Source organism: Mammaliicoccus sp. D-M19 (assembly GCF_022386695.1).
GTDB lineage: Bacteria > Bacillota > Bacilli > Staphylococcales > Staphylococcaceae > Mammaliicoccus > Mammaliicoccus sciuri.
In genome coordinates this window covers 690,913-711,381 of the sequence record NZ_JAJNHW010000001.1, presented here as the reverse complement: position 1 = coordinate 711,381, position 20,469 = coordinate 690,913, and the positions used below count along the sequence as shown (strand labels likewise).

Sequence of the window (20,469 nt, the reverse complement as noted above, 5' to 3'; positions counted from 1 at the left end):
AAACTTATTGAAAAAAATCATACAAAGGTGGCCATAGCGTCACCGCAAAATATTTGGAGGTGAATCCCTAGAAATAGGGAACTAATTGGAAATTTCGACCATAATAAACTTTATTGTATTCTTTATATTAATTGCATTTACAATGGTATTTGTAGGATCTGAATTCGCACTTGTAAAGGTGCGTATAACTAGAATTGAACAATTAATTTCTGAAGGAAGTAAATCAGCTAAAATTGTACATAAAATGATCAAAGAACTAGATTATTATTTATCTGCATGTCAGCTTGGTATTACTGTAACATCACTTGGATTAGGTTGGATTGGTGAACCAACATTTGAAGTATTAATACATCCTGTATTAGACTTCTTTAACTTACCAGACGCATTAACAACAACTTTCTCCATAGCGATCAGTTTCTTAATTGTAACGTTTATCCATGTAGTAGTTGGTGAATTAGCACCAAAAACGGTAGCAATTCAACAGGCAGAAAGACTTACACTTGTCTTCGGCCGACCATTATATTATTTCGGTATTGTTATGAAACCGTTAATTTGGTCAATGAATGGTGCAGCACGTATTCTAGTTAGAACAATAGGTATTCAACCTACTAACGAAGAACAAGCAATGTCAGAAGAAGAATTAAAGCTTATCATGACTCAAAGCTATCAAAGTGGTGAAATCAATCACACTGAATTAGCTTATATGCAAAATATTTTCTCATTCGATGAAAGATTAGCAAAAGATATCATGGTACCTAGAACACAAATGGTTACATTAACAGAACCATTTAATATTGAAGAATTATTAGAAATTATAAATGAGCATCATTATACACGTTACCCAATTACTGAAGATGGTGATAAAGACCATATTAAAGGATTTATAAATGTTAAAGAATTTTTAACAGAATATGCTTCAGGTGAACAAATTAAAATTAATAACTACGTACATGACTTGCCGCTTATTCACGAAGTTACAAGAATTAGTGATGCATTAGTAAAAATGCAGAAAGATCATGTGCATATGGCGTTAGTTATTGATGAATATGGTGGTACAGCTGGTGTCATCACGATGGAAGATATATTAGAAGAAATCGTTGGTGAAATTCGTGATGAATTTGATGATGATGAAGTAAATGATATCATTCAAACTGGTGAAGATACTTACCAAATTAATGGACGTGTAACTTTATCAGAACTAGAAGAAAAATTCGGAATTGATTTCGTAGATTCAGACGATATTGATACAATCGGTGGTTGGTTACAAGCGCATAACCCAGAAATTGAAAAAGACGACTATGTCGATACAGAATTTGATAAATGGGTTGTCATTGATGTTGAAAATCATCAAATTAAGACAGTTGCTTTACACAAAGATTTTATAAAAGAAAGAAAAAGTATATTTGACGAAGACGAAGAAGACGAGGATTAAAAAGTGAGCAAAACTACATTAACATCATTATTTAGGTTTACAGGATATTTAGAAGGTGGATCATTACTGTTATTAGTATTTATAGCAATGCCTATCAAGTATATGTTGAGTAATCCAAATGTAGTTTCAGTATTAGGCATGATACATGGCGGATTATTTTCAATGTATGTCATCATGATATTGGTAATGGCACTTATTGTTAGAATTCATATAAAGTGGCCAGTCATTGCTTTTATAGTAGCATTTATTCCTTTTGGAACATTTATATTTGATCATTTCTTTGTAAATGGCAAATCTTATGAAAAGATAACGCAATAATAAATTGATATTAAGAGCATGGGACAGATATTTAATTCCTGTGCTCTTTTTTTATTGCATGAATTACAAAAGTCAGGCGAAGTGTAACTAAGGCGGCCCATAGTAACAAAAGTCGGTGGAAGTGTAACTAAGGCAGCCCATAGTAACAAAAGTAGGCTGAAGTGTAACTAAGGCAGCCCATAGTAACAAAAGTAGGCTGAAGTGTAACTAAGGCAGCCTATACAAATGTCGTCAGAAGTCCAAAATAGACGCATACTGTTTTGTTTTAATGAAGATCATCATGTAAAATAGGGAATATAGTAGATAGATTGAGAGAGGAACCATTTTTATGAGAATAAATAAATTTCTAAGTGAAGCTGGTGTATGTTCGAGGAGAGGTGCTGATAAATGGATAAGTGCTAATCGCGTTCAAATTAATGACGAATATGCGACACTAGGGTCTCAAGTTGAAAGTACGGATGTTGTGAAGGTTGATGGTGAAGTTATTACAATTGATAAAGGTTATGTATATATAGCACTTAATAAACCACGTGGTATCACATCTACTACTGAAAGACATGTTAAAGGTAACGTTGTAGACTACGTTGATCATCATGAAAGAATTTTTCATATTGGTAGATTAGATAAAGATTCAGAAGGATTATTACTCCTGACAAGTGATGGTGATATAGTGAATGAAATATTACGTGCTGAAAATCATCATGAAAAAGAATATGTCGTTTCAGTAGATAAGCCATTAACGAAAGACTTCTTAAAGCAAATGTCTGAAGGTGTTGAAATTTTAAATCAAAAGACGCTCCCAGCGAAAGTATCACAAATTAATGATAGAACATTTAAGATTGTTTTAACACAAGGTTTGAATCGTCAAATTAGACGTATGTGTGAAACGTTAGGATATAATGTTAAAAAATTAAAAAGAATTCGTATCATGAACATTAAGCTAGATGGTATTAAATATGGTGAATGGCGTGATTTAACGAAAGAAGAATTTGAAGAACTAACACGTTCGCTCGCTTATACACCTAAAAGAGACCGTATGACATCTAAATAAAGGGGATAATAAAATGGTTAAATTAAATAATAATGTAGAGATACCAGAATTAGGTTTAGGCGTATACAAAATTGAAGATGCAGATGTTGAAAGAGTTGTCCATACAGCAATGGATGCAGGATATCGAGCGATAGACACAGCTTGGTTTTATAAAAATGAAAAAGCATTAGGCGCAGCTTTAAAAACATTAAATATCAATCGAGAAGATTTATTTATTACAACTAAATTATGGAATGACTTCCAAGGTTATGATTCGACTATTAAAGCGTTTAATGACTCATTAGAATCATTGCAACTTACGTATATCGATATGTATTTAATTCATTGGCCATGTCCTGAAGACGGATTGTTTATTGAGACGTATAAAGCATTAGAAACGTTATATAAAGAAGGTAAAATTAAAGCGATTGGTGTATGTAATTTTAAAGAACATCATTTAGATAAATTATTAGCTGAAACTGAAATTGTACCTGCAGTTAACCAAGTTGAATTTCATCCATTATTTAATCAAAAAGTATTACAAGCATATTGTGAAAGTAAAGGTATTAAATTAATGGCATGGAGTCCTCTAATGAGAGGTGGCGAATGGTTAAAAAACGCAGATTTACAAAGTATAGCAGATCAGTATAATAAGACTGTTGCACAAGTTATTATTAAATGGCATCTACAACAAGGTAGACTCGTTATTCCAAAATCTCAAAACGATAATAGAATCAGAGAGAATTTTGATGTATTTGATTTTGAATTGAGTGATGAAGATTTAGACAAAATCGACCAATTAAATACAGATGAACGACAATTTAGAGATCCAGATGAAGTTAAAATTGGAGATATGAAGTAAAATATAGAACCTTCACAGATTTGTTTGAATTAAGATGTATTTCATATGCATCTTTTAGTAAAATGAAACTGTGGAGGTGTTTTATTTGTTTAAATTTAAAAAACCAAATCAACATGGTGTATGGTCAATGATTGTACTACCAATCGCATTCGGAATTGCAGCAACTGGTTTTACATACTTTCATTTATTATTGTATTTAGGTATACTGGCATCTTATTTCATGAGTGATCAAATCTTCTTCTACTTAAAGAAAAGGAAGAAAATAATAGGTTATATTTATACGGCAGGCATATTTGCTTTGATTGTCGTCATATCTTTTATACCAATCGTATTACATAAACCTGTTACGATATGGATTTTTCTACTGATGGTACCTTTATCATTATTTAATGCCTATTTTGCTAAAAAGAAAAATGAAAGAGCATTTACTAATGATTTAATAGCTGTTTTGATATTTTGTTTATTTGGTGTGATCAGTGCGTTATTAAATGTATCTATAACAGATGTACAATCTTGGTTACGAGTCTTTATATTAAGTTTCTTATATTTCTTCGGTACAATTTTATACGTTAAGACGATGATTAGAGAGAAAAAATCCGTAAAATATAAATGGTCATCTTGGATTTATCACTTATGTATAGTTGTTGTAGGGTTCTTTATACATCCACTAGTTATGTTGATGTATATACCGAGTTTAATACGATCAATCGTTCTATATGGTAAGAAAATAAAAATTATGCATGTAGGCTTAATTGAAATAGCTAATTCAGTATTTGTATTAGTAGTAGGATCTATATTTCTACATTAAATAAAAGCAACCATCCGCAAATGGTTGCTTTAACTTTATCTATTAATTGAAGATTGATTATTTTTTGATCAATTTCAAAATAAATGATAATACAAGAATTAAAATAATTGAACCGATTAGTGCTGGTATGATTGCGACGCCACCCCATACTGGACCTAAATCTCCAAGTAAAGAACCACCAATCGCTGAACCAATTAAACCGGCAATAATATTACCTACTATGCCGCCAGGTATATCTTTACCTAATATAACACCTGCTAGCCAACCTATTAGTCCACCTACGATTAACATTAATATAAAGCCCATTTGAGTGTACCTCCTTAATTATATTTCTTATTTCTATATTTAAGTACCCTGTTATTCACTATGTGAAACATAATAAGAAGTTTTGAATAACTTTTGCCATAAAATAAACATAATATAAAAAAGGAACACTGGTATTAATAGAAACCAATGAGGCGTAAGGACAATCATACATATTAACGCTACAATCGATAATATCTCACCAACTAAACGTGGGTGAATAAAGTATCGATATATACCATTTTGGTAGATTTTTGCGAGCCTTTTACCGTCTGATTCAATAGGTTCTGTGAATAACGATAAATAAGCAATGATTTGTCCAAATATAAATAAACTGACACCTAAATAAGGTACTGATTGATAAATTGAAAGTGTACTATCTAAGTAAACAATGTTTAAAGACATACTAAATACAATTGTAATGATATAAAGTACGAAATATTGATTTTCAATGTAGTTTGGAACGTATTTAATTTGAATCCATGTATGTAAAAATGCCCATATAAGTAACATAGTCGTTACTGCAATCGTGATGAAGTTGATTTCTTTGATGATTATAAAGGATATTAAACCATTCAAAGCAATTGTGATTGAAATTGCGTAATGATTGATACGCGATTTCTTATTCATTACTACAAAGTTATATGACATCAAGACGATACACAGAATGATATTAATTGAAACGAGGAATGCCATATCTGTCTCCTGCCTTAAAATAGTCTCATCTAAGAATTATAACAATTTCTAAACATATAATCACTAAATATATGTTTTGTAAAAAAATTTAAAGACGCTTTGACAAATGAATTAAACTCTAATAGTATAAAAGTAAGCTATATTGTAATACAAAATAGCTGTAAAAATTGGAAGAGGTTATTAAGATGTCGACAATTAAGACACAGATGAGAAAAGGGTTATTAGATGCTTGTATTTTATCTATAATACAATCTCAACCAGTATACGGTTATGAATTATCTCGCAAATTAAATGAACATCAATTTACCGATGTAAGTGAAGGAACGATATATCCTATTTTACTTAGATTATTAAAGAAGGATTTTATTTATAGTGAGTTTAAGCATAGTGAACAAGGACCTAAAAGAAAATATTATTATATTACAGATAAAGGTCGCGAAGAATTAGAAATCGTACGAAAAGAATGGCTTGAAATTAAAGATCCTATTACAAAATTGTTAAAAGGGAGCAATGAAGATGTCAAGAACAACTAAACAACTGGTCAAAGAAAACAACGAGAAGAGAAAGCAGTTAAATGAAGTGGATTTAGAAGTTTATGAAGATTTCTTATTATATGTTAGAACGGATTTAAGAGTAAATGAACATGAATCAGAAGTCATATTAATGGATGTCCTTGATCATTTATTAGAAGCTGTTTCAAATGGCACAACTGCAATTGAATTTTTCGGTCATGATGTTAAAGGTCATGCTGATGATATATTAAATGAACTACCGAATGAATCTAATAAAGCAATTTTAAAAATGGTAGGAATGGGTGTAGCTTACTTCTATAGTGTATATTTTGTTATTACAGGTATAGTAGGTATATTTGTTGATTATAGGACACCACTTATATCTACACTTTTCCTTTTACTTATCGTACCAATAGGTGGATTCTTTATTGTTAAAGCATTATTCAATATTATCCAAAGATATATCTTTGATAAATCTAAATATAAGAAGATAAAAGAATCAGCATATGCTGGACTATTAGTTGGTGTTATACCAGCAATTCTAATATTAGTACCTAACCTTGTATTTAAAGATATGATGAAAGTTTATATTCCTTGGTGGATCTTTCTAATATTAGGTATAGCAATTTATGCTATATATAAAGTCATGAAAAGACAGCCAAAAGCTGTATAAATAAGAATAATAAACCAAAATAAATAAGCACATCACTTAACGAGCATTTTCAAGTTAGTGATGTGCTTATTTTATACTGTGTTTAATATTTCCTAGGAAATATTAAACACCTTTTTTATTACTCCATAACAGCGTATGTAGCTGTGGTAGAACAAAAATATCATTTAAAGTATCATTCATTACTTTATCAATCAGTTGTTCATATTTTTCGAGTAATTTCTCAGTATGGTTTGAAACGCTATCGTCTAGATACGGATTACCTACTTGTAAATAGAACGGGATAGAAGGATATCGTTTGTGTATATCTTTAGCAAATTGATAGTCATCTTCGTCGAAAATCACAACTTTAAGTGAAAGACTTTCTTCTACACATTGTGCGATAACTTCATCTAGAATTGTTAAATTAGGTTTCATACCAGAACTTGGTGGCTTAGGACTAATCGTTAAGTCATCGATTAGCGTCATCCATTCTTGGAATTTAGACCCTTGAGTTTCAAGTGCGGTCTTTATATTGCGTGCTTTAAGAGCTTCTACGAACGGGCCTATATTTTTAATCAGAGCAGGGTTACCACCTGATATCGTAACGTGTTGATATTTATTTGGAGCGAGTTGATCTAATTCAGAAATAATATCTTCTGGTTCAAGTAATCGAATATCATCTTTAGCAGAGCCATCCCATGTGAAACTTGAATCGCACCAACTACATCTATAATCACAACCACTTGTTCTAACAAACATCGTTTTTTGACCAATGACTGCACCTTCACCTTGAATCGTTGGACCGAAGATTTCTAACACTGGTATTTTAGGCATTGTTGTCACCTTTCTTAGTTGGACGGTAAACGACATAACTTGTAGGTGTTTCTCTCACAAATACTTGGACACATTTAGGTTGATTATCGCGCTTATCTAGAGATGCTTGAACGATATTATAAATTGTTTGAGCAACTTGTTCAGTTGAAGGACTATGATCTTTAAACTCTTCAAAGTCATTTAAAAGTTGATGATCATAACGTTTATGAATTAATGATTTTAATTCGCTAAAGTTCACTAAAAATCCCATCTTATCTAATTCATCGCCAGCAATTGTTAAATTAACAAAATATGTGTGTCCATGTACATTCATACATTTACCGGCTTCTTCGTGTGGAATATAATGTGCACTTGAAAAATTAAAGTCTTTATTCAGTTCGAAAGCATAAGGGTGTTGAACGCTCGGATAGATTTGTTGTAACATTATAAACTTCCTTTCGTTTCTAGGTATTGGTCTAATCCTTGTTTTCTTAATTTACAAGCAGGACATTCACCGCAACCATCACTCATTAAACCGTTATAACACGTTAATGTTTTTTCTCTAACATAGTCTAATGCACCTAATTGATCACTTAGTGCCCAAGTTTCTTTTTTATTCAACCACATAAGCGGTGTATGAATGACGAAATCTTTATCCATTGATAAGTTAAGTGACAAGTTCATAGATTTAATAAAGCTATCTCTACAATCTGGATACCCACTAAAGTCTGTTTCGCAAACACCTGTAATAATATGTTTAGCACCAATTTGATATGCTAATGCACCGGCAAATGATAAGAATAGCAAATTACGTGCTGGCACAAATGTATTAGGTATACCATTTTCGTCATTTTCAATTTGCATTGAATGGTCTGTTAGTGCGTTAGGAGATAGTTGTGAAAGTAGTGACATATCTAGAATATGATGCTTTAATCCTTGTTCTTTCGCAATGTCTTCAGCAACTTTAATTTCTAAATCATGGCGTTGGCCATATTGAAAGGTAACTAATTCTACTTCTTTAAAATGTTTTTTCGCATAGAATAAGCATGTTGTACTATCTTGTCCGCCACTGAACACAACAACTGCTTTTTCATTTTTAAATGTTTCTGACATAGTGTTTCTCCTTTATAAAGGCATAAAAAAAGCCTGCCTTCTATAAAAAGGTAGACGTAGGTGTCTAGTTTTTTATAGAGGGTGTAAGCTAGTAACCTCTTAGTTTATTGAATATACAAATGATAATATAATCAAATTGTAAAAGCAAGTTTAGTATATGGTATGATTGACATGAAATTAACGAAAGAAGTGCGAATAAACATATGATTATAATGATAGATAACCATGATTCATTTACATATAACATTATCGAGTATATTAATATACTGACAAAAAATGAACAAATAAAAATATTGAAATCTGAAGAGGCAACTTGTGATGTTGTACGTGCAATTAATCCAGACGCTATGATCATTTCACCTGGCCCTAGTCATCCAGATGATTATGTACAGTTAAAGACATTTCTTCAATCTATTTATACAGATGTCCCCATCTTAGGTGTATGTCTTGGTTTTCAATTATTGATATCTGCTTTTGGTGGCAAAGTCGTAAAAGGCCCGCGTCCGGTACATGGCCATACAGCTACGATTAAACATGATGGGAAAGGTATTTTTGAAGGATTGCCTGAATCATTTGAAGTGGCAAGATATCATTCTTTAATAGCAGATAAGCACCATATACCTGAAGGGTTTAAGGTTTCGGCATGGTTAGAAGAAGGTATCCCGATGGCTATACGACATCAACATTTGCCAATTGAAGCGGTACAGTACCATCCGGAAGCTATATTAAGTGAATATGGATTAGAACAAATTGCGAATTTCTTAGTAAAGGCAGGTGTAGAGATTGAAGACACATATACAATTTAAGTATATTACAGACAGTCAAATAGAAGAGAAATTAGATTATAAATTTGAGAATCCCGTTGTTATTAAATATGCAAGAACGATTGAAGAAGTATCAGACCTTGTGCATGAAGCAGAGCGCTATCAAAAGGAAGGGTACTATGTTGTTATGACTTTACCATATGAAAGCGCAGCTGCTTTTGATTCAGCGTTAAATGTTTATAAAGCGTCTCATCATTATGGGAGTATTCAAGTATTCGAACAACCCGTCTCACACTTTAATAATAAAACGTATCATACATATATAAATGAACATATTGAATGGCGAAGAACAGATTCAGATGAACGTTTAGCAAACAATATACATGCTATTCAAGATGAAATTAGACTAGGAAATACGTATCAAGTTAATTATACGACACAACTTGAATCAGAACCGATTCGTCATGGATATGCATATTACCAATCACTCACAGAGGATGCTAATGGAGATTATCAAGCATATATTGAACTTGAGGATGAAACTATTATGTCGATTTCACCAGAACTTTTCTTTCAATATGGTCCTTATCAACAAAGGCCAAACACAATATTAACGAAACCAATGAAAGGTACAATTTCAAGAGGAAATCATAAAGCAGAAGATCAAACAAATTATGAACAACTTAAGCATTCTAAAAAAGATAGAGCAGAAAATGTCATGATTGTAGATTTACTTAGAAATGATTTAAGTAAAATTTCTGAAGTTGGTACGGTTAATGCCATTGATTTATTTAAAATCGAACCTTATCAAACGGTATATCAAATGACCAGCACGATTCGAAGTCAATTGAAAGCACAGCATTCATTATTTAATCTAATTCAAGCGCTGTTCCCATGTGGCTCGATAACGGGTGCACCAAAAGAATCAACGATGGCCATTATCAAACGATTAGAGAATAGACCAAGAGGTATATATTGTGGAGCGATAGGTTTGTTGTTACCTGATAACAGAATGATTTTTAATGTTCCAATCAGAACGATACATTCAAATTCAGAAAGAGCAGTTTATGGTGTTGGAGCTGGTATCACAATAGATTCAAATGCTGAAGCTGAAATTGAGGAATTCAAAATGAAATCTAAAATATTAGAAAGCAGACATGTAAATCTTATTGAAACGATGAGATTAGAAAATGGAATAGTCCAAAGACGTCACGAACATACGCACAGAATTTCTACAAGTGCTGAAGCTTTAAATATTCAATTCAATAAAGATAAGTGGGATATTATGCTTAATGACATGGTTAATCATTATGTAGATGGCACATATAAATTAAGAGTAGAATTAAATTCGGATGGTACATTTGATGCTGAAACATCACCAATAGTTGACTCATCTCAATCTTTAACAGCTCAGTTGTTACCAAGTACACCAGTTTCTTCTATTTATACCATACACAAAACAACTGAACGTCAGCATTTTCAACATAATCATGATACAGATGTCATATTGTATTATAATGAAGAGAATGAATTAACAGAATTTGATATTGGTAATGTTGTTATTAAAAAAGGTGATGCATATGTCACACCTCCATATCATGGACAATTTTTAAACGGTTGTATGAGGCAAGCATTATTAAAGGATAAGCTCATTGAAGAAAAAAATATTACTGTGGAAAAATTAATCAATGATATCGAAAGTTCAAATTGTGAAATCTTCATGATTAACAGTTTGCGAGAATGGACTAAAATAGATTTGAAATTATGATGGTAATATAAAGATACAAATAGTAAAATAGTAAACATCATATAAGGACGGGTGAATAAAGATGTTCTTAACATTATTATATTTAGTAATAGTGATTGTTATTGCATTTTACTTAAAGCGCATCGTTTTAGGTGAATTGAGAAAAGAGAAAAATAAGCAAAGTTTTGCGTATTTATATATTGGATTTGCCGTTACAATTGTTTTTGTAGGCTTATTTGTAAATCAATTAACACATGTATTTATTGATTTAACAGATGTATTTTATCGTAAATAATGATGCTTTATATATAGCAGAATAGAATGAGGTGTCTTAAATGCGCATATATCCTAAGGGCGATTCTGCATTAACTGTAATGAGCGATCGTGAACCTTCGAGACAGCTAACGCATGAAATTAATGAATTTAGATTAGAAATATTAAATCAAGATATGCCTTTTATAGATGAGGTTATACCAAGCGAAAATAGTTTGATGGTTGTGTATCATCCATATAGCATGATGATGAATCACAATATTAATGAGCCATTTAAATATATGACTGAATTTGTAGAACGTATTATTTATCAGAAAAAACAAGACATTAATGATAGAGAAGTTACAAAGGAATCGATTATGATAGATGTTATTGTGGGTGGCGAATATGGTCCAGATTTCGATACTTTAACTGACTTGTCAGAAGAAGAACAAAGTCAAGTGCTGGAATCTAGAACTTATTTTGTTTCAATGATAGGTCATACACCAGGATGTCCTTATTTATCAGGATTAAGTCATCGATTGCATTCAGGTAATGCACAGTTCAAACAATTTATCCCTAAAGGATCATTGTGTATTGAAAGAGATAAATTATTTATTACGACAACTGATACAAGTGGTGAATGGCCAGTCATTGGTTGGACGAATATTGAAATATACGATAGACAAAATAATGTTTGTAAGCTTAATTTTGGTGATGATGTCATCTTAAATATTGTAGATCAATTACAAAGCAAGGATGGAGGGTATAAGCCATGTCATTAATTATTCGAGAAGCTGGATTATACTCTTCGATTCAAGATTTAGGAAGGCAAAAACAGCAACATATTGGTATTGTTAAAAATGGCTCAATCGATCAATTAAACCATAGACTCGCTAATATGCTTGTAGGTAATGAAGAAGGCGAAGCTATAATCGAAATGACGATTAAGTTGCCATCTATTCAATTTACAGAACCAACTTTAATCGCATTTACAGGGGCTAACTTCCCAGCATTTGTAGATGGTAAGAAAATAGCACCATATAAAATTCATTTGATGGACAAAGGTGAAGTATTAAAATTTGGCGAAGCTTCAAAAGGTACGAGAGGTTATTTAGCAATTGCAGGTGGTATTGTTGCTGAAGAATGGTTAGGTTCAAAATCTACGAGTATCCGCTTAGAAATGGGTGGCTACCACGGTCGTACTTTACAAGCAGGCGACGAAATCGAAATGTGTCGTAACTACACCCCTTTACAAAAAAAGCTATTTGAAAATCTAGAAGAATGCAAAACAGCTTCATGGGGCGTAGACCAATATACGTTAGCCTTAAATTATTTAACAGATATATTCCATGTTATATCGGGAGAAGGTATGACACACTTTAATGAAGCAGAGATTAAGCATCTTGAGAGCCAAGTTTATAAAGTATCTAATCGCTTTAATCGAACAGGATTAACATTAGAAGGAAACTCCGTTATTAATCGTAGAATCGTCGATCAGTCATTTTTAAGTGTTAAAAAAGGTACTGTTCTATTAAATGAAGGGAATCAACCGGTCGTGATGTTGAATGATCATCAATCATTATCCAGTTATCCTCAAATTGGAACAATTGCTTCTTATCATATCGATAAATTAGCACAAAAAAAGCAAGGTTCAAAACTCATCTTTAAGAAAATAACAATACAAGAAGCGGAACGCAATATGAGAAAACATGCTCAATTCGTTAAGCAAATTAAAACCGGCATCAGATATAAATTAAATGAAGAATTAAACAAGTAATTTCCATGTGTGAATTGTGTCTATTGTGTGCACTTTTTACACATTTCTTATTTGTATTTTAGGTTTTTAGTTGAAATTTATTGTAAAATAGTATAAATTATAATACTGTACATTAAATATTACAAGAATATTACAACCTTCAATAATATGTAATGAAATAATAATGAAAATTGATATGAGTTGAGATACGGAGGAACGGTATGAAAACTAAAAATAGGAAGATAGGCGTCTTTACATTCTTCTTGCTAACGATTTTAGCAATAGCGTTAAAGACTTATTTTGCCTATTATGTAGATTTGTCACTCGGGGTAAAGGGACTCGTACAGAATTTAATTTTATTAATGAACCCATACAGCTTGATTGCGCTAATATTGAGCGTATTCTTATTCTTTAAAGGAAGAAAGTCGTTCTGGTTTATTTTTATCGCTGGATTTGTACTATCGTTCTTACTATATGCGAACGTCGTGTACTTTAGATTCTTTTCAGATTTCTTAACATTTAGTACTTTGAATCAAGTAAGCAACGTAGAATCAATGTCTGGTGCGGTATATAGTTCATTCTCTTGGTACGATTTTATATATTTCACAGATACGATCATATTCTTATTTGTGTTGATCTTTAAGAGAAATAATTTATCAGTAAAAGCATTTCCAAAGAAATTTGTCCCAGTTGTTATGGGTGTAGCAGTAGCACTATTTTTCCTAAACTTAGCATTTGCTGAATCAGATAGACCAGAATTATTAACACGTACATTTGACCATAAATATTTAGTTAAATATTTAGGACCTTATAACTTTACGGTTTATGATGGGGTTAAAACGATTCAAAATAATTCGCAAAAAGCATTGGCAAGTGAAGATGATTTAACGCAAGTTAAAAATTATACAAAGCAGAAATATCAAGAACCTAACAAAGAAACGTTTGGTATCGCTAAAGACAAGAACGTTATTAAAATTCACTTAGAAAGTTTCCAATCATTCTTAATTAACTTCAAAGTTAATGGTGAAGAAGTAACACCTTATTTAAACTCTTTAGCTAAAGGTGATAAAGGTTACAAATACTATCCAAACTTCTTCCATCAAACGGGACAAGGTAAAACAGCCGATTCAGAGTTAACGATGGATAATAGTATTTTCGGTTTACCACAAGGTTCAGCATTCTCATTAAAAGGTGACAACACTTATCAATCACTACCAGCAATTTTAAATCAACAAGGTGGCTATGAAACATCAGTCATGCATGGTGATTACAAAACATTCTGGAACAGAGATCAAGTGTACAAGCATTTTGGTGTAGATAAGTTCTATGATGCAACTTATTATGACATGCAACAAAAAAACCTTGAAAACTTAGGCTTAAAAGATGAAGTATTCTTTGATGAATCTATTGCACATCTAAAAGAACAAAAACAACCATTCTATTCTCATTTAATTACGTTGACTAACCATTACCCATTCACATTGAGTAAAGAAGATGCAACGATCGAGAAACCAGACACAGGAAGTGCAACATTAGATGGTTATATTCAAACAGCTCGTTATTTAGATGAATCATTAGAAAAATTCATGACAGAACTTAAAAAAGAAGGTTTATATGATGATTCAGTAATCATCATATACGGAGACCACTATGGTATTTCTGAGAACCATAATAAAGCAATGGCTAATTTACTTGGTGAAGATGAAATCACTCCAGCTAAATTCATGGACTTAAACAGAACGCCATTCTTTATGAAAGTACCAGGTCTTAAAGGTGGCGTCGATGAAACATACGGTGGCCAAACAGATGTAATGCCTACACTATTAGACGTATTAGGTATTAAGTCAAACAACTACATTATGTTTGGTACAGACTTATTAGCTAAAGGACACGATCAAACAGTTGCATTTAGAAATGGTGACTTTATAACGCCAGAATATAAATCAATCGGTAGCACTGTGTACGACAATAAGACTAATAAACCTATGAAGACGAAACCTAAAGATTTAGAAGAAAATAAAAATAACGTCGAAAAAGAACTCGAATTATCAGACCAGTTATTACACGGAGACTTATTCAGGTTCTATGATAACCCTGACTTCAAGAAAGTTAAGCCATCAAACTATGAATACAAATCCGGTAACGGTTATCAAGAAAAATAATTATGAGTAGATAAGTACCACAAAATCATGAGATTTTGTGGTACTTTTTTATGTTGGAAATGGGAGATGTGAGTTGGTGACTGGGGATGTATGAGATAGAAGGTGATGTGGGTGATGTAGGGTGGAGAAGCATGATTTAGGAGATGTGAGAGTCTGAAAATATACTTTTTAGTGAGGAATATGGGTTAAAGTTGTAGTAAACTCACAAGATTGGTAAAGACGTGAGTTAAAATAGGAGTAAACTCACATCTTTTTCAAAAATATAAAATGATTATATAGAAATGAACACTTTTGATTATTTAAAAAACATCCAAGTCATGGCTTAACTTCCTAATAAAGCCAAGAGATAGACTAAGTCATGGCTTAACGCCTGAATAAAGCCAAGAGATCATCCAAGTCATGGCTTAACGCCTGAATAAAGCCAAGAGATCACCTAACTCTTAGCTTAACTCCAACTAAAGCCAAGACATTCCCAAAATCATCGACATCTCTAATTCACCCAATCTACACAACGCCCATACCCCCATACCCCCAACCCTCAACACATTAATCAATGAAAAAATCCCAATCGTCCTCACGATTGGGATTTCTATAATATCTATCCTAAAGCGACATCTAATATCATCATTATTGTGAATCCACCCATTAATCCTAATGTAGCTAAGTCAGTGTTATTACCTGACTGTGATTCGGGGATGAGTTCTTCTACAACAACAAATATCATTGCGCCGGCTGCGAATGCTAATGCATATGGTAATACTGGTGTAGCAATGACAACTAGTAATGCGCCTAGCATTGCGAATACGGGTTCAACTAATGCTGATGCTTGACCGTAGTTAAATGACTTCCATCTTGATAAACCTGAAGCACGGATTGGCATAGATAGTGCTGCGCCTTCTGGAATGTTTTGTATACCGATACCGATTGCTAATCCGAGTGCGCCTAATAATGTTGCACCTTCGTTTCCAGTTGCAACACCACCGAAAGCAACACCGATGGCCATACCTTCTGGAATGTTATGCAATGTGATGGCTAAAAATAGCAAAGTGTTTTTGCCTAATTTAGTGTCAGGTCCTTCTACTCGCTGACTTTTATCAACTGCATTTTGGTGTGCATGGGGTATGACAAAGTCTAGTAGTCTAATAAACAATCCGCCTAAAAGAAAGCCGATTGCGGCTGGAAGCCAAGGCATTGCTGAATGTGAACTTTGTTCTATAGAAGGTTGTAATAAAGACCAAAAACTAGCTGCAATCATGACACCTGCAGCGAAACCTTGCATTGTATTGATAACCTTTGTGTCTATATTTTTGAACAAGTAAACGAACGATGCACCGAATGCTGTTAACAGCCATGTGATGATACCTGCGAATAATGCTTGCAAGTATGGTGGTAGTTCTGTAAAAATCTGTTGCATAGTTTTTGCTCCTTCATATCTTTTGTGTGAAAAAAAGTGTATAATATATTAATTGAAAACTGAGAATACTAAAGGATGTTAATTCATGGAAGCATATAAAATTGAAAAACTTAATAAGCAATATGGTGACAAAATTATTTTTGATGATTTAGATTTATCCATTTCTTACAAAGAACGCATTGGTTTAGTTGGAATCAATGGAACAGGGAAAAGTACTTTGCTTAAAGTTATTGCAAATATTGATGATGATTATGATGCGAAGACATCTTACCCTAACCAATATCAAATTGCATATGCAAGCCAAAAGCCTAAACTTGATGAATCTTTAACTGTAATCGATGAAGTATTAAATAACGAAACTGAATTGACGAAAGTGATTTCTAAATACGAAAATGCTTTAAATCAATATCAACAGACGGGTGAATCTAAAGATTTAGATTTTATGATGAAATATCAAACTGATATGGATCGATTAAATGCATGGGATTACAGTGCAGACGTTAAAACTATTCTATCAAAACTAGGTATAAATGACTATCTTAAAAAAATAGCTACATTAAGTGGTGGTCAGAAAAAAAGAGTTGCACTAGCAAAAGAATTAATACGTAAACCAGATTTATTATTATTAGATGAACCGACAAACCATTTAGACATTGAAGGAATTGAATGGCTCGTTAACTATATTAAACAATATCCCCACACAATCATGTTTGTTACACATGATCGTCATTTCTTAAATCAAGTTTCTACAAGAATTGTTGAACTTTCAAATGGTAAACTTACAAGTTATCCAGGTAATTATGAAGCGTATATTGAAGCAAGAGCTGAAAAAGAAGAGATTGAAGCACAACAACATGTTAAAAAGAAAGCGCTGTATAAACAAGAATTGCATTGGATGAGACAAGGTGCTAAAGCTAGATCAACGAAACAACAAGCAAGAATACAACGATTTAATACGTTAGAAGAAGATTTATCAAATAGAAAAACACAAGGTGAAGCAAGTTTGAATTTAGCGCATGCTCGTCTCGGTAAACAAGTATTTGAGTTAGACGATATTTCTAAATCTGTTGGAGATAGAAAATTATTTGAACACTTTACAACGATTATTCAAAAAGGCGATAGAATTGGTATTGTTGGAGAAAACGGCGCAGGTAAAACGACATTACTCAATATTATTAGTGGCTTAGATCAAACATTTGAAGGTAATCTTATTACAGGTCAAACTGTGAAAATTGCTTATTTTAAACAGCAAGACGAAAGTTTAACTTCAGATAAGAGAATGATTGATTATTTAAGAGAAGAAAGTGAAGTTGCTAAAGAAAAAGATGGCACAGTTGTATCTGTAACGCAGTTGTTAGAAAGATTTCTATTCCCAAGTCAGATGCATGGCACTCAAATTAATAAATTATCAGGTGGAGAACAAAAACGTTTATATTTACTAAAACTATTAGTTCACGAACCAAATGTATTAATTCTTGATGAGCCAACAAACGATTTAGATACTGAAACTTTAACAATATTAGAAGCTTATATTAATGAGTTCGGTGGAACGGTTATAACGGTAAGTCACGATAGATATTTCTTAAATAAAGTGGCAAATAAATATTGGTATATCCATGATAAGCAAATCGAACCTATGTTAGGTACATTTGAAGATTATTTAGAATATAAAAGAGAGATTGAGAAAAAAGCAACACAACAACATAAAGAAGTTCAAAAAACAGAAACGAAACCTAAGACTTCTGTAAGATTATCGTTTAAAGAAAAGCGTGAACTAGAACAACTTGAGAAAAATATTGAATATATAGAAACAAGATTAGAAGAAATCGACCAAGAAATGGTTGAACATGCTACAAATTATGAAAAATTAAATGAACTCACAAATGAAAAGACATCAATTGAAACGCAATATGAAGAAGATTATATGCGTTGGTCATCCTTATCAGACAGATTATAAGCGTATAGAGGTGTATATATAGATGCAAAATATTTTAAAAGAGTATTTCGGATATCAACAATTTAGAGATGGACAGAAAGAAATTATTGATAAAGTTATTGATCATCGTCCCACTTTAGGTGTTATGCCAACAGGTGGCGGTAAATCGATTTGTTATCAAGTGCCGGGTCTATATTTAGATGGATTAACGATTGTGATTAGTCCATTGATTTCATTAATGAAAGACCAAGTTGATAGCTTGAGATCGATGGGAATCAAAGCTGAATTTTTAAACAGTACTTTAACAGCTAAAGAGAAAAAAAGAGTAGAGAATGAACTTGTCTCAGGACAGTTGAAATTTCTATATATTGCACCTGAAAGATTTAATCAACCAAAATTTATACAAATGTTGAATAAATGTAATGTACAGCTCATCGCATTTGATGAAGCACATTGTATTTCGAAGTGGGGACATGATTTTAGACCAAGTTATCAAGAAGTGATTACACATGTTATGAGCTTGCCTCATCATTTTAGATTGGTGGCATTAACAGCAACAGCCACTAAAGAAGTACAAGAAGATATCTCTCAAAAATTAGGAATTGCTGAAAGTGATATTGTTGAAACGTCTATTAAACGTGAGAACTTAACTTTTAAAGTGAACAATACATATCAGAGACTTAATTTTGTTAAAGATTATGTGAAGAAAAATATTAATCAATCAGGTATTATTTATTGTTCTACTCGAAAACAAGTTGAACAATTAAGTGAAACATTTGATGATTTAGAGATTAAAAATGTGATGTATCATGCAGGGCTACCAAAAGATGAACGAGAACGTGCACAACGTAAATTTATTGAAGATGATATCAAATTAGCAATTGCAACAAATGCTTTTGGTATGGGAATCGATAAATCAAATGTTAGATACGTGATTCATTATAATATGCCTCAAGATATCGAATCATATTATCAAGAGGCTGGTCGAGCTGGTCGTGATCAGTTAGACAGTGAATGTATCTTATTATTCTCAGACCGTGATATAGACCTTCAAAAATTCTTCATTTCTTCAAGTTCTGCAGATGATGAATACAAAGAAAAGCAAGGCGAAAAGCTTCGACAAATGATTCAATATACGAAGACGACTAAATGCTTAGAAGCGATGATGATTCATTACTTTAATCCTGATGAAAAATTAGAAGAGTGTGGCAGATGTTCTAGTTGTTTACAATCAGAAAAATCATATAACATGACAACTGAAGCACAAAAAATATTAAGTTGTATCGCGAGATTAAAACAAAAAGAAAAACGTAATATGATAATACAAGTATTAAGAGGAGAACAAACACCTCAAATAACGTCTTTAGGATATGATGAACTCAGTACTTATGGTATTTTAAAAGACTATACGACGAATGAATGTCATCATTTGCTTGATGAATTACGTTATAAAGGCTATTTAAATGAACATAAAGAAATATTAAGTGTTGATCAAGAAGCGATGGATGTATTGCGTGGAAAAGTTGAAATTATGACAACACCATTTAAATCTAAACCGAAAGAAATCGTTGATATTCAAACGATTACAGATGTTGATAGATCATTGTTTAATCGATTAATAGAAGTTAGAAAAGATTTAAGTAAAGAATTAGAAGTTTCACCGCTTTCTATATTCTCTGACCAAATTTTAGAGCAATTTGCTAAACGATTACCTGAATCTAAAAAAGAAATGATTTTAATCGACGGTATTGGAAGTTATAAATTGAAACACTATTGTCCGATATTTATTGAAACCATTAAAAATTATAAACAACCCATTTAAGAAAGAATAGGCATTTTATTGTGGAATTAGGGTAAATAATATAAAGGAAATTCTAGCATTGATAAAAAAGAGGA

21 protein-coding genes are annotated in these 20,469 nt (G+C 32.1%); 15 read left to right on the top strand and 6 right to left on the bottom strand.

Annotated features, from left to right (window positions below; genetic code table 11):
• The first annotated feature begins 85 nt into the window (after nt 1-85).
• The 5 genes from LQ675_RS03665 to LQ675_RS03645 all read left to right on the top strand — a co-directional run bounded on the left by LQ675_RS03665 (nt 86) and on the right by LQ675_RS03645 (nt 4,450).
• Nucleotides 86-1,432 carry a hemolysin family protein gene (locus LQ675_RS03665; RefSeq protein ID WP_048539964.1) on the top strand — a complete coding sequence of 449 codons (1,347 nt, stop codon included), beginning with the start codon at nt 86-88 and terminating at the stop codon, nt 1,430-1,432.
• Between the two features lie 3 nt (nt 1,433-1,435).
• Nucleotides 1,436-1,750, top strand: coding sequence for a DUF3817 domain-containing protein (locus tag LQ675_RS03660; protein ID WP_048539963.1), 315 nt, complete (start codon nt 1,436-1,438; stop codon nt 1,748-1,750).
• Nucleotides 1,751-2,078: 328 nt separating this feature from the next.
• Complete coding sequence (locus LQ675_RS03655) at nt 2,079-2,801, top strand: pseudouridine synthase (protein ID WP_058591642.1); 723 nt, start codon at nt 2,079-2,081, stop codon at nt 2,799-2,801.
• Between the two features lie 13 nt (nt 2,802-2,814).
• The gene (locus tag LQ675_RS03650) at nt 2,815-3,642 is read left to right on the top strand and encodes an aldo/keto reductase (RefSeq protein ID WP_107610128.1); all 828 of its coding nucleotides are present in this window, start codon (nt 2,815-2,817) and stop codon (nt 3,640-3,642) included.
• A gap of 85 nt (nt 3,643-3,727) precedes the next feature.
• Nucleotides 3,728-4,450 (top strand): YwiC-like family protein, encoded by a 723-nt coding sequence (locus LQ675_RS03645; protein WP_107610127.1) that lies wholly within the window; start codon nt 3,728-3,730, stop codon nt 4,448-4,450.
• Between the two features lie 57 nt (nt 4,451-4,507).
• Here the strand turns inward: LQ675_RS03645 and LQ675_RS03640 are convergent, their stop codons facing one another.
• On the bottom strand, nt 4,508-4,756 hold the full coding sequence (locus LQ675_RS03640) for a GlsB/YeaQ/YmgE family stress response membrane protein (RefSeq protein WP_025904751.1): 249 nt from the start codon (nt 4,754-4,756) through the stop codon (nt 4,508-4,510).
• Nucleotides 4,757-4,807: 51 nt separating this feature from the next.
• Entirely contained in the window at nt 4,808-5,383 is a 576-nt protein-coding gene (locus tag LQ675_RS03635; RefSeq protein ID WP_224658808.1) for a hypothetical protein, read from the bottom strand.
• A 251-nt stretch (nt 5,384-5,634) separates the two neighbouring features.
• On the opposite strand from LQ675_RS03635, the gene LQ675_RS03630 reads away from it, so the two are divergent.
• Together LQ675_RS03630 and LQ675_RS03625 are read left to right on the top strand one after the other, a co-directional pair.
• Nucleotides 5,635-5,982, top strand: a complete 348-nt coding sequence (locus tag LQ675_RS03630; RefSeq protein ID WP_239726609.1) for a PadR family transcriptional regulator — start codon at nt 5,635-5,637, stop codon at nt 5,980-5,982.
• A complete protein-coding gene (locus LQ675_RS03625) occupies nt 5,966-6,634 on the top strand; it encodes a DUF1129 family protein (protein ID WP_158259167.1) in 669 nt (222 codons plus the stop codon). The genes LQ675_RS03630 and LQ675_RS03625 overlap by 17 nt, the downstream gene beginning before the upstream one ends.
• A 102-nt stretch (nt 6,635-6,736) precedes the next feature.
• Here the strand turns inward: LQ675_RS03625 and queE are convergent, their stop codons facing one another.
• The 3 genes from queE to queC are packed head-to-tail and all read right to left on the bottom strand — an operon-like array spanning nt 6,737 to nt 8,539.
• Entirely contained in the window at nt 6,737-7,447 is a 711-nt protein-coding gene (gene queE, locus LQ675_RS03620; protein ID WP_048539958.1) for a 7-carboxy-7-deazaguanine synthase QueE, read from the bottom strand.
• Complete coding sequence (gene queD / locus LQ675_RS03615) at nt 7,440-7,871, bottom strand: 6-carboxytetrahydropterin synthase QueD (protein ID WP_048539957.1); 432 nt, start codon at nt 7,869-7,871, stop codon at nt 7,440-7,442. The genes queE and queD overlap by 8 nt, the downstream gene beginning before the upstream one ends.
• Nucleotides 7,871-8,539 (bottom strand): 7-cyano-7-deazaguanine synthase QueC, encoded by a 669-nt coding sequence (gene queC, locus LQ675_RS03610; protein WP_075577732.1) that lies wholly within the window; start codon nt 8,537-8,539, stop codon nt 7,871-7,873. Before queC ends, queD begins: the two co-directional genes overlap by 1 nt.
• A 203-nt stretch (nt 8,540-8,742) precedes the next feature.
• Between queC and LQ675_RS03605 the strand changes: the two genes are divergently transcribed.
• From LQ675_RS03605 to ltaS, 6 genes are all read left to right on the top strand, one after another.
• Nucleotides 8,743-9,345 (top strand): anthranilate synthase component II, encoded by a 603-nt coding sequence (locus tag LQ675_RS03605; protein WP_239726610.1) that lies wholly within the window; start codon nt 8,743-8,745, stop codon nt 9,343-9,345.
• Nucleotides 9,323-11,071: a chorismate-binding protein gene (locus tag LQ675_RS03600; RefSeq protein ID WP_048539954.1), complete on the top strand. Its 1,749-nt coding sequence runs from the start codon at nt 9,323-9,325 to the stop codon at nt 11,069-11,071. Before LQ675_RS03605 ends, LQ675_RS03600 begins: the two co-directional genes overlap by 23 nt.
• A 61-nt stretch (nt 11,072-11,132) precedes the next feature.
• Nucleotides 11,133-11,345 carry a hypothetical protein gene (locus LQ675_RS03595; RefSeq protein WP_048539953.1) on the top strand — a complete coding sequence of 71 codons (213 nt, stop codon included), beginning with the start codon at nt 11,133-11,135 and terminating at the stop codon, nt 11,343-11,345.
• A 40-nt stretch (nt 11,346-11,385) separates the two neighbouring features.
• Nucleotides 11,386-12,087 (top strand): carboxyltransferase domain-containing protein, encoded by a 702-nt coding sequence (locus LQ675_RS03590; protein WP_152291775.1) that lies wholly within the window; start codon nt 11,386-11,388, stop codon nt 12,085-12,087.
• Complete coding sequence (locus tag LQ675_RS03585; protein ID WP_048539951.1) at nt 12,078-13,082, top strand: 5-oxoprolinase subunit C family protein; 1,005 nt, start codon at nt 12,078-12,080, stop codon at nt 13,080-13,082. The genes LQ675_RS03590 and LQ675_RS03585 overlap by 10 nt, the downstream gene beginning before the upstream one ends.
• A gap of 200 nt (nt 13,083-13,282) precedes the next feature.
• On the top strand, nt 13,283-15,223 hold the full coding sequence (ltaS, locus tag LQ675_RS03580) for a polyglycerol-phosphate lipoteichoic acid synthase LtaS (RefSeq protein ID WP_048539950.1): 1,941 nt from the start codon (nt 13,283-13,285) through the stop codon (nt 15,221-15,223).
• Between the two features lie 598 nt (nt 15,224-15,821).
• Here the strand turns inward: ltaS and LQ675_RS03575 are convergent.
• A complete protein-coding gene (locus tag LQ675_RS03575) occupies nt 15,822-16,637 on the bottom strand; it encodes a ZIP family metal transporter (protein ID WP_037588700.1) in 816 nt (271 codons plus the stop codon).
• Between the two features lie 85 nt (nt 16,638-16,722).
• On the opposite strand from LQ675_RS03575, the gene LQ675_RS03570 reads away from it, so the two are divergent.
• Both LQ675_RS03570 and recQ read left to right on the top strand, forming a co-directional pair.
• A complete protein-coding gene (locus tag LQ675_RS03570; RefSeq protein WP_239726611.1) occupies nt 16,723-18,594 on the top strand; it encodes an ABC-F family ATP-binding cassette domain-containing protein in 1,872 nt (623 codons plus the stop codon).
• A gap of 22 nt (nt 18,595-18,616) precedes the next feature.
• Nucleotides 18,617-20,395 carry a DNA helicase RecQ gene (recQ, locus tag LQ675_RS03565; protein WP_107601988.1) on the top strand — a complete coding sequence of 593 codons (1,779 nt, stop codon included), beginning with the start codon at nt 18,617-18,619 and terminating at the stop codon, nt 20,393-20,395.
• The last annotated feature ends 74 nt before the right edge of the window (nt 20,396-20,469 follow it).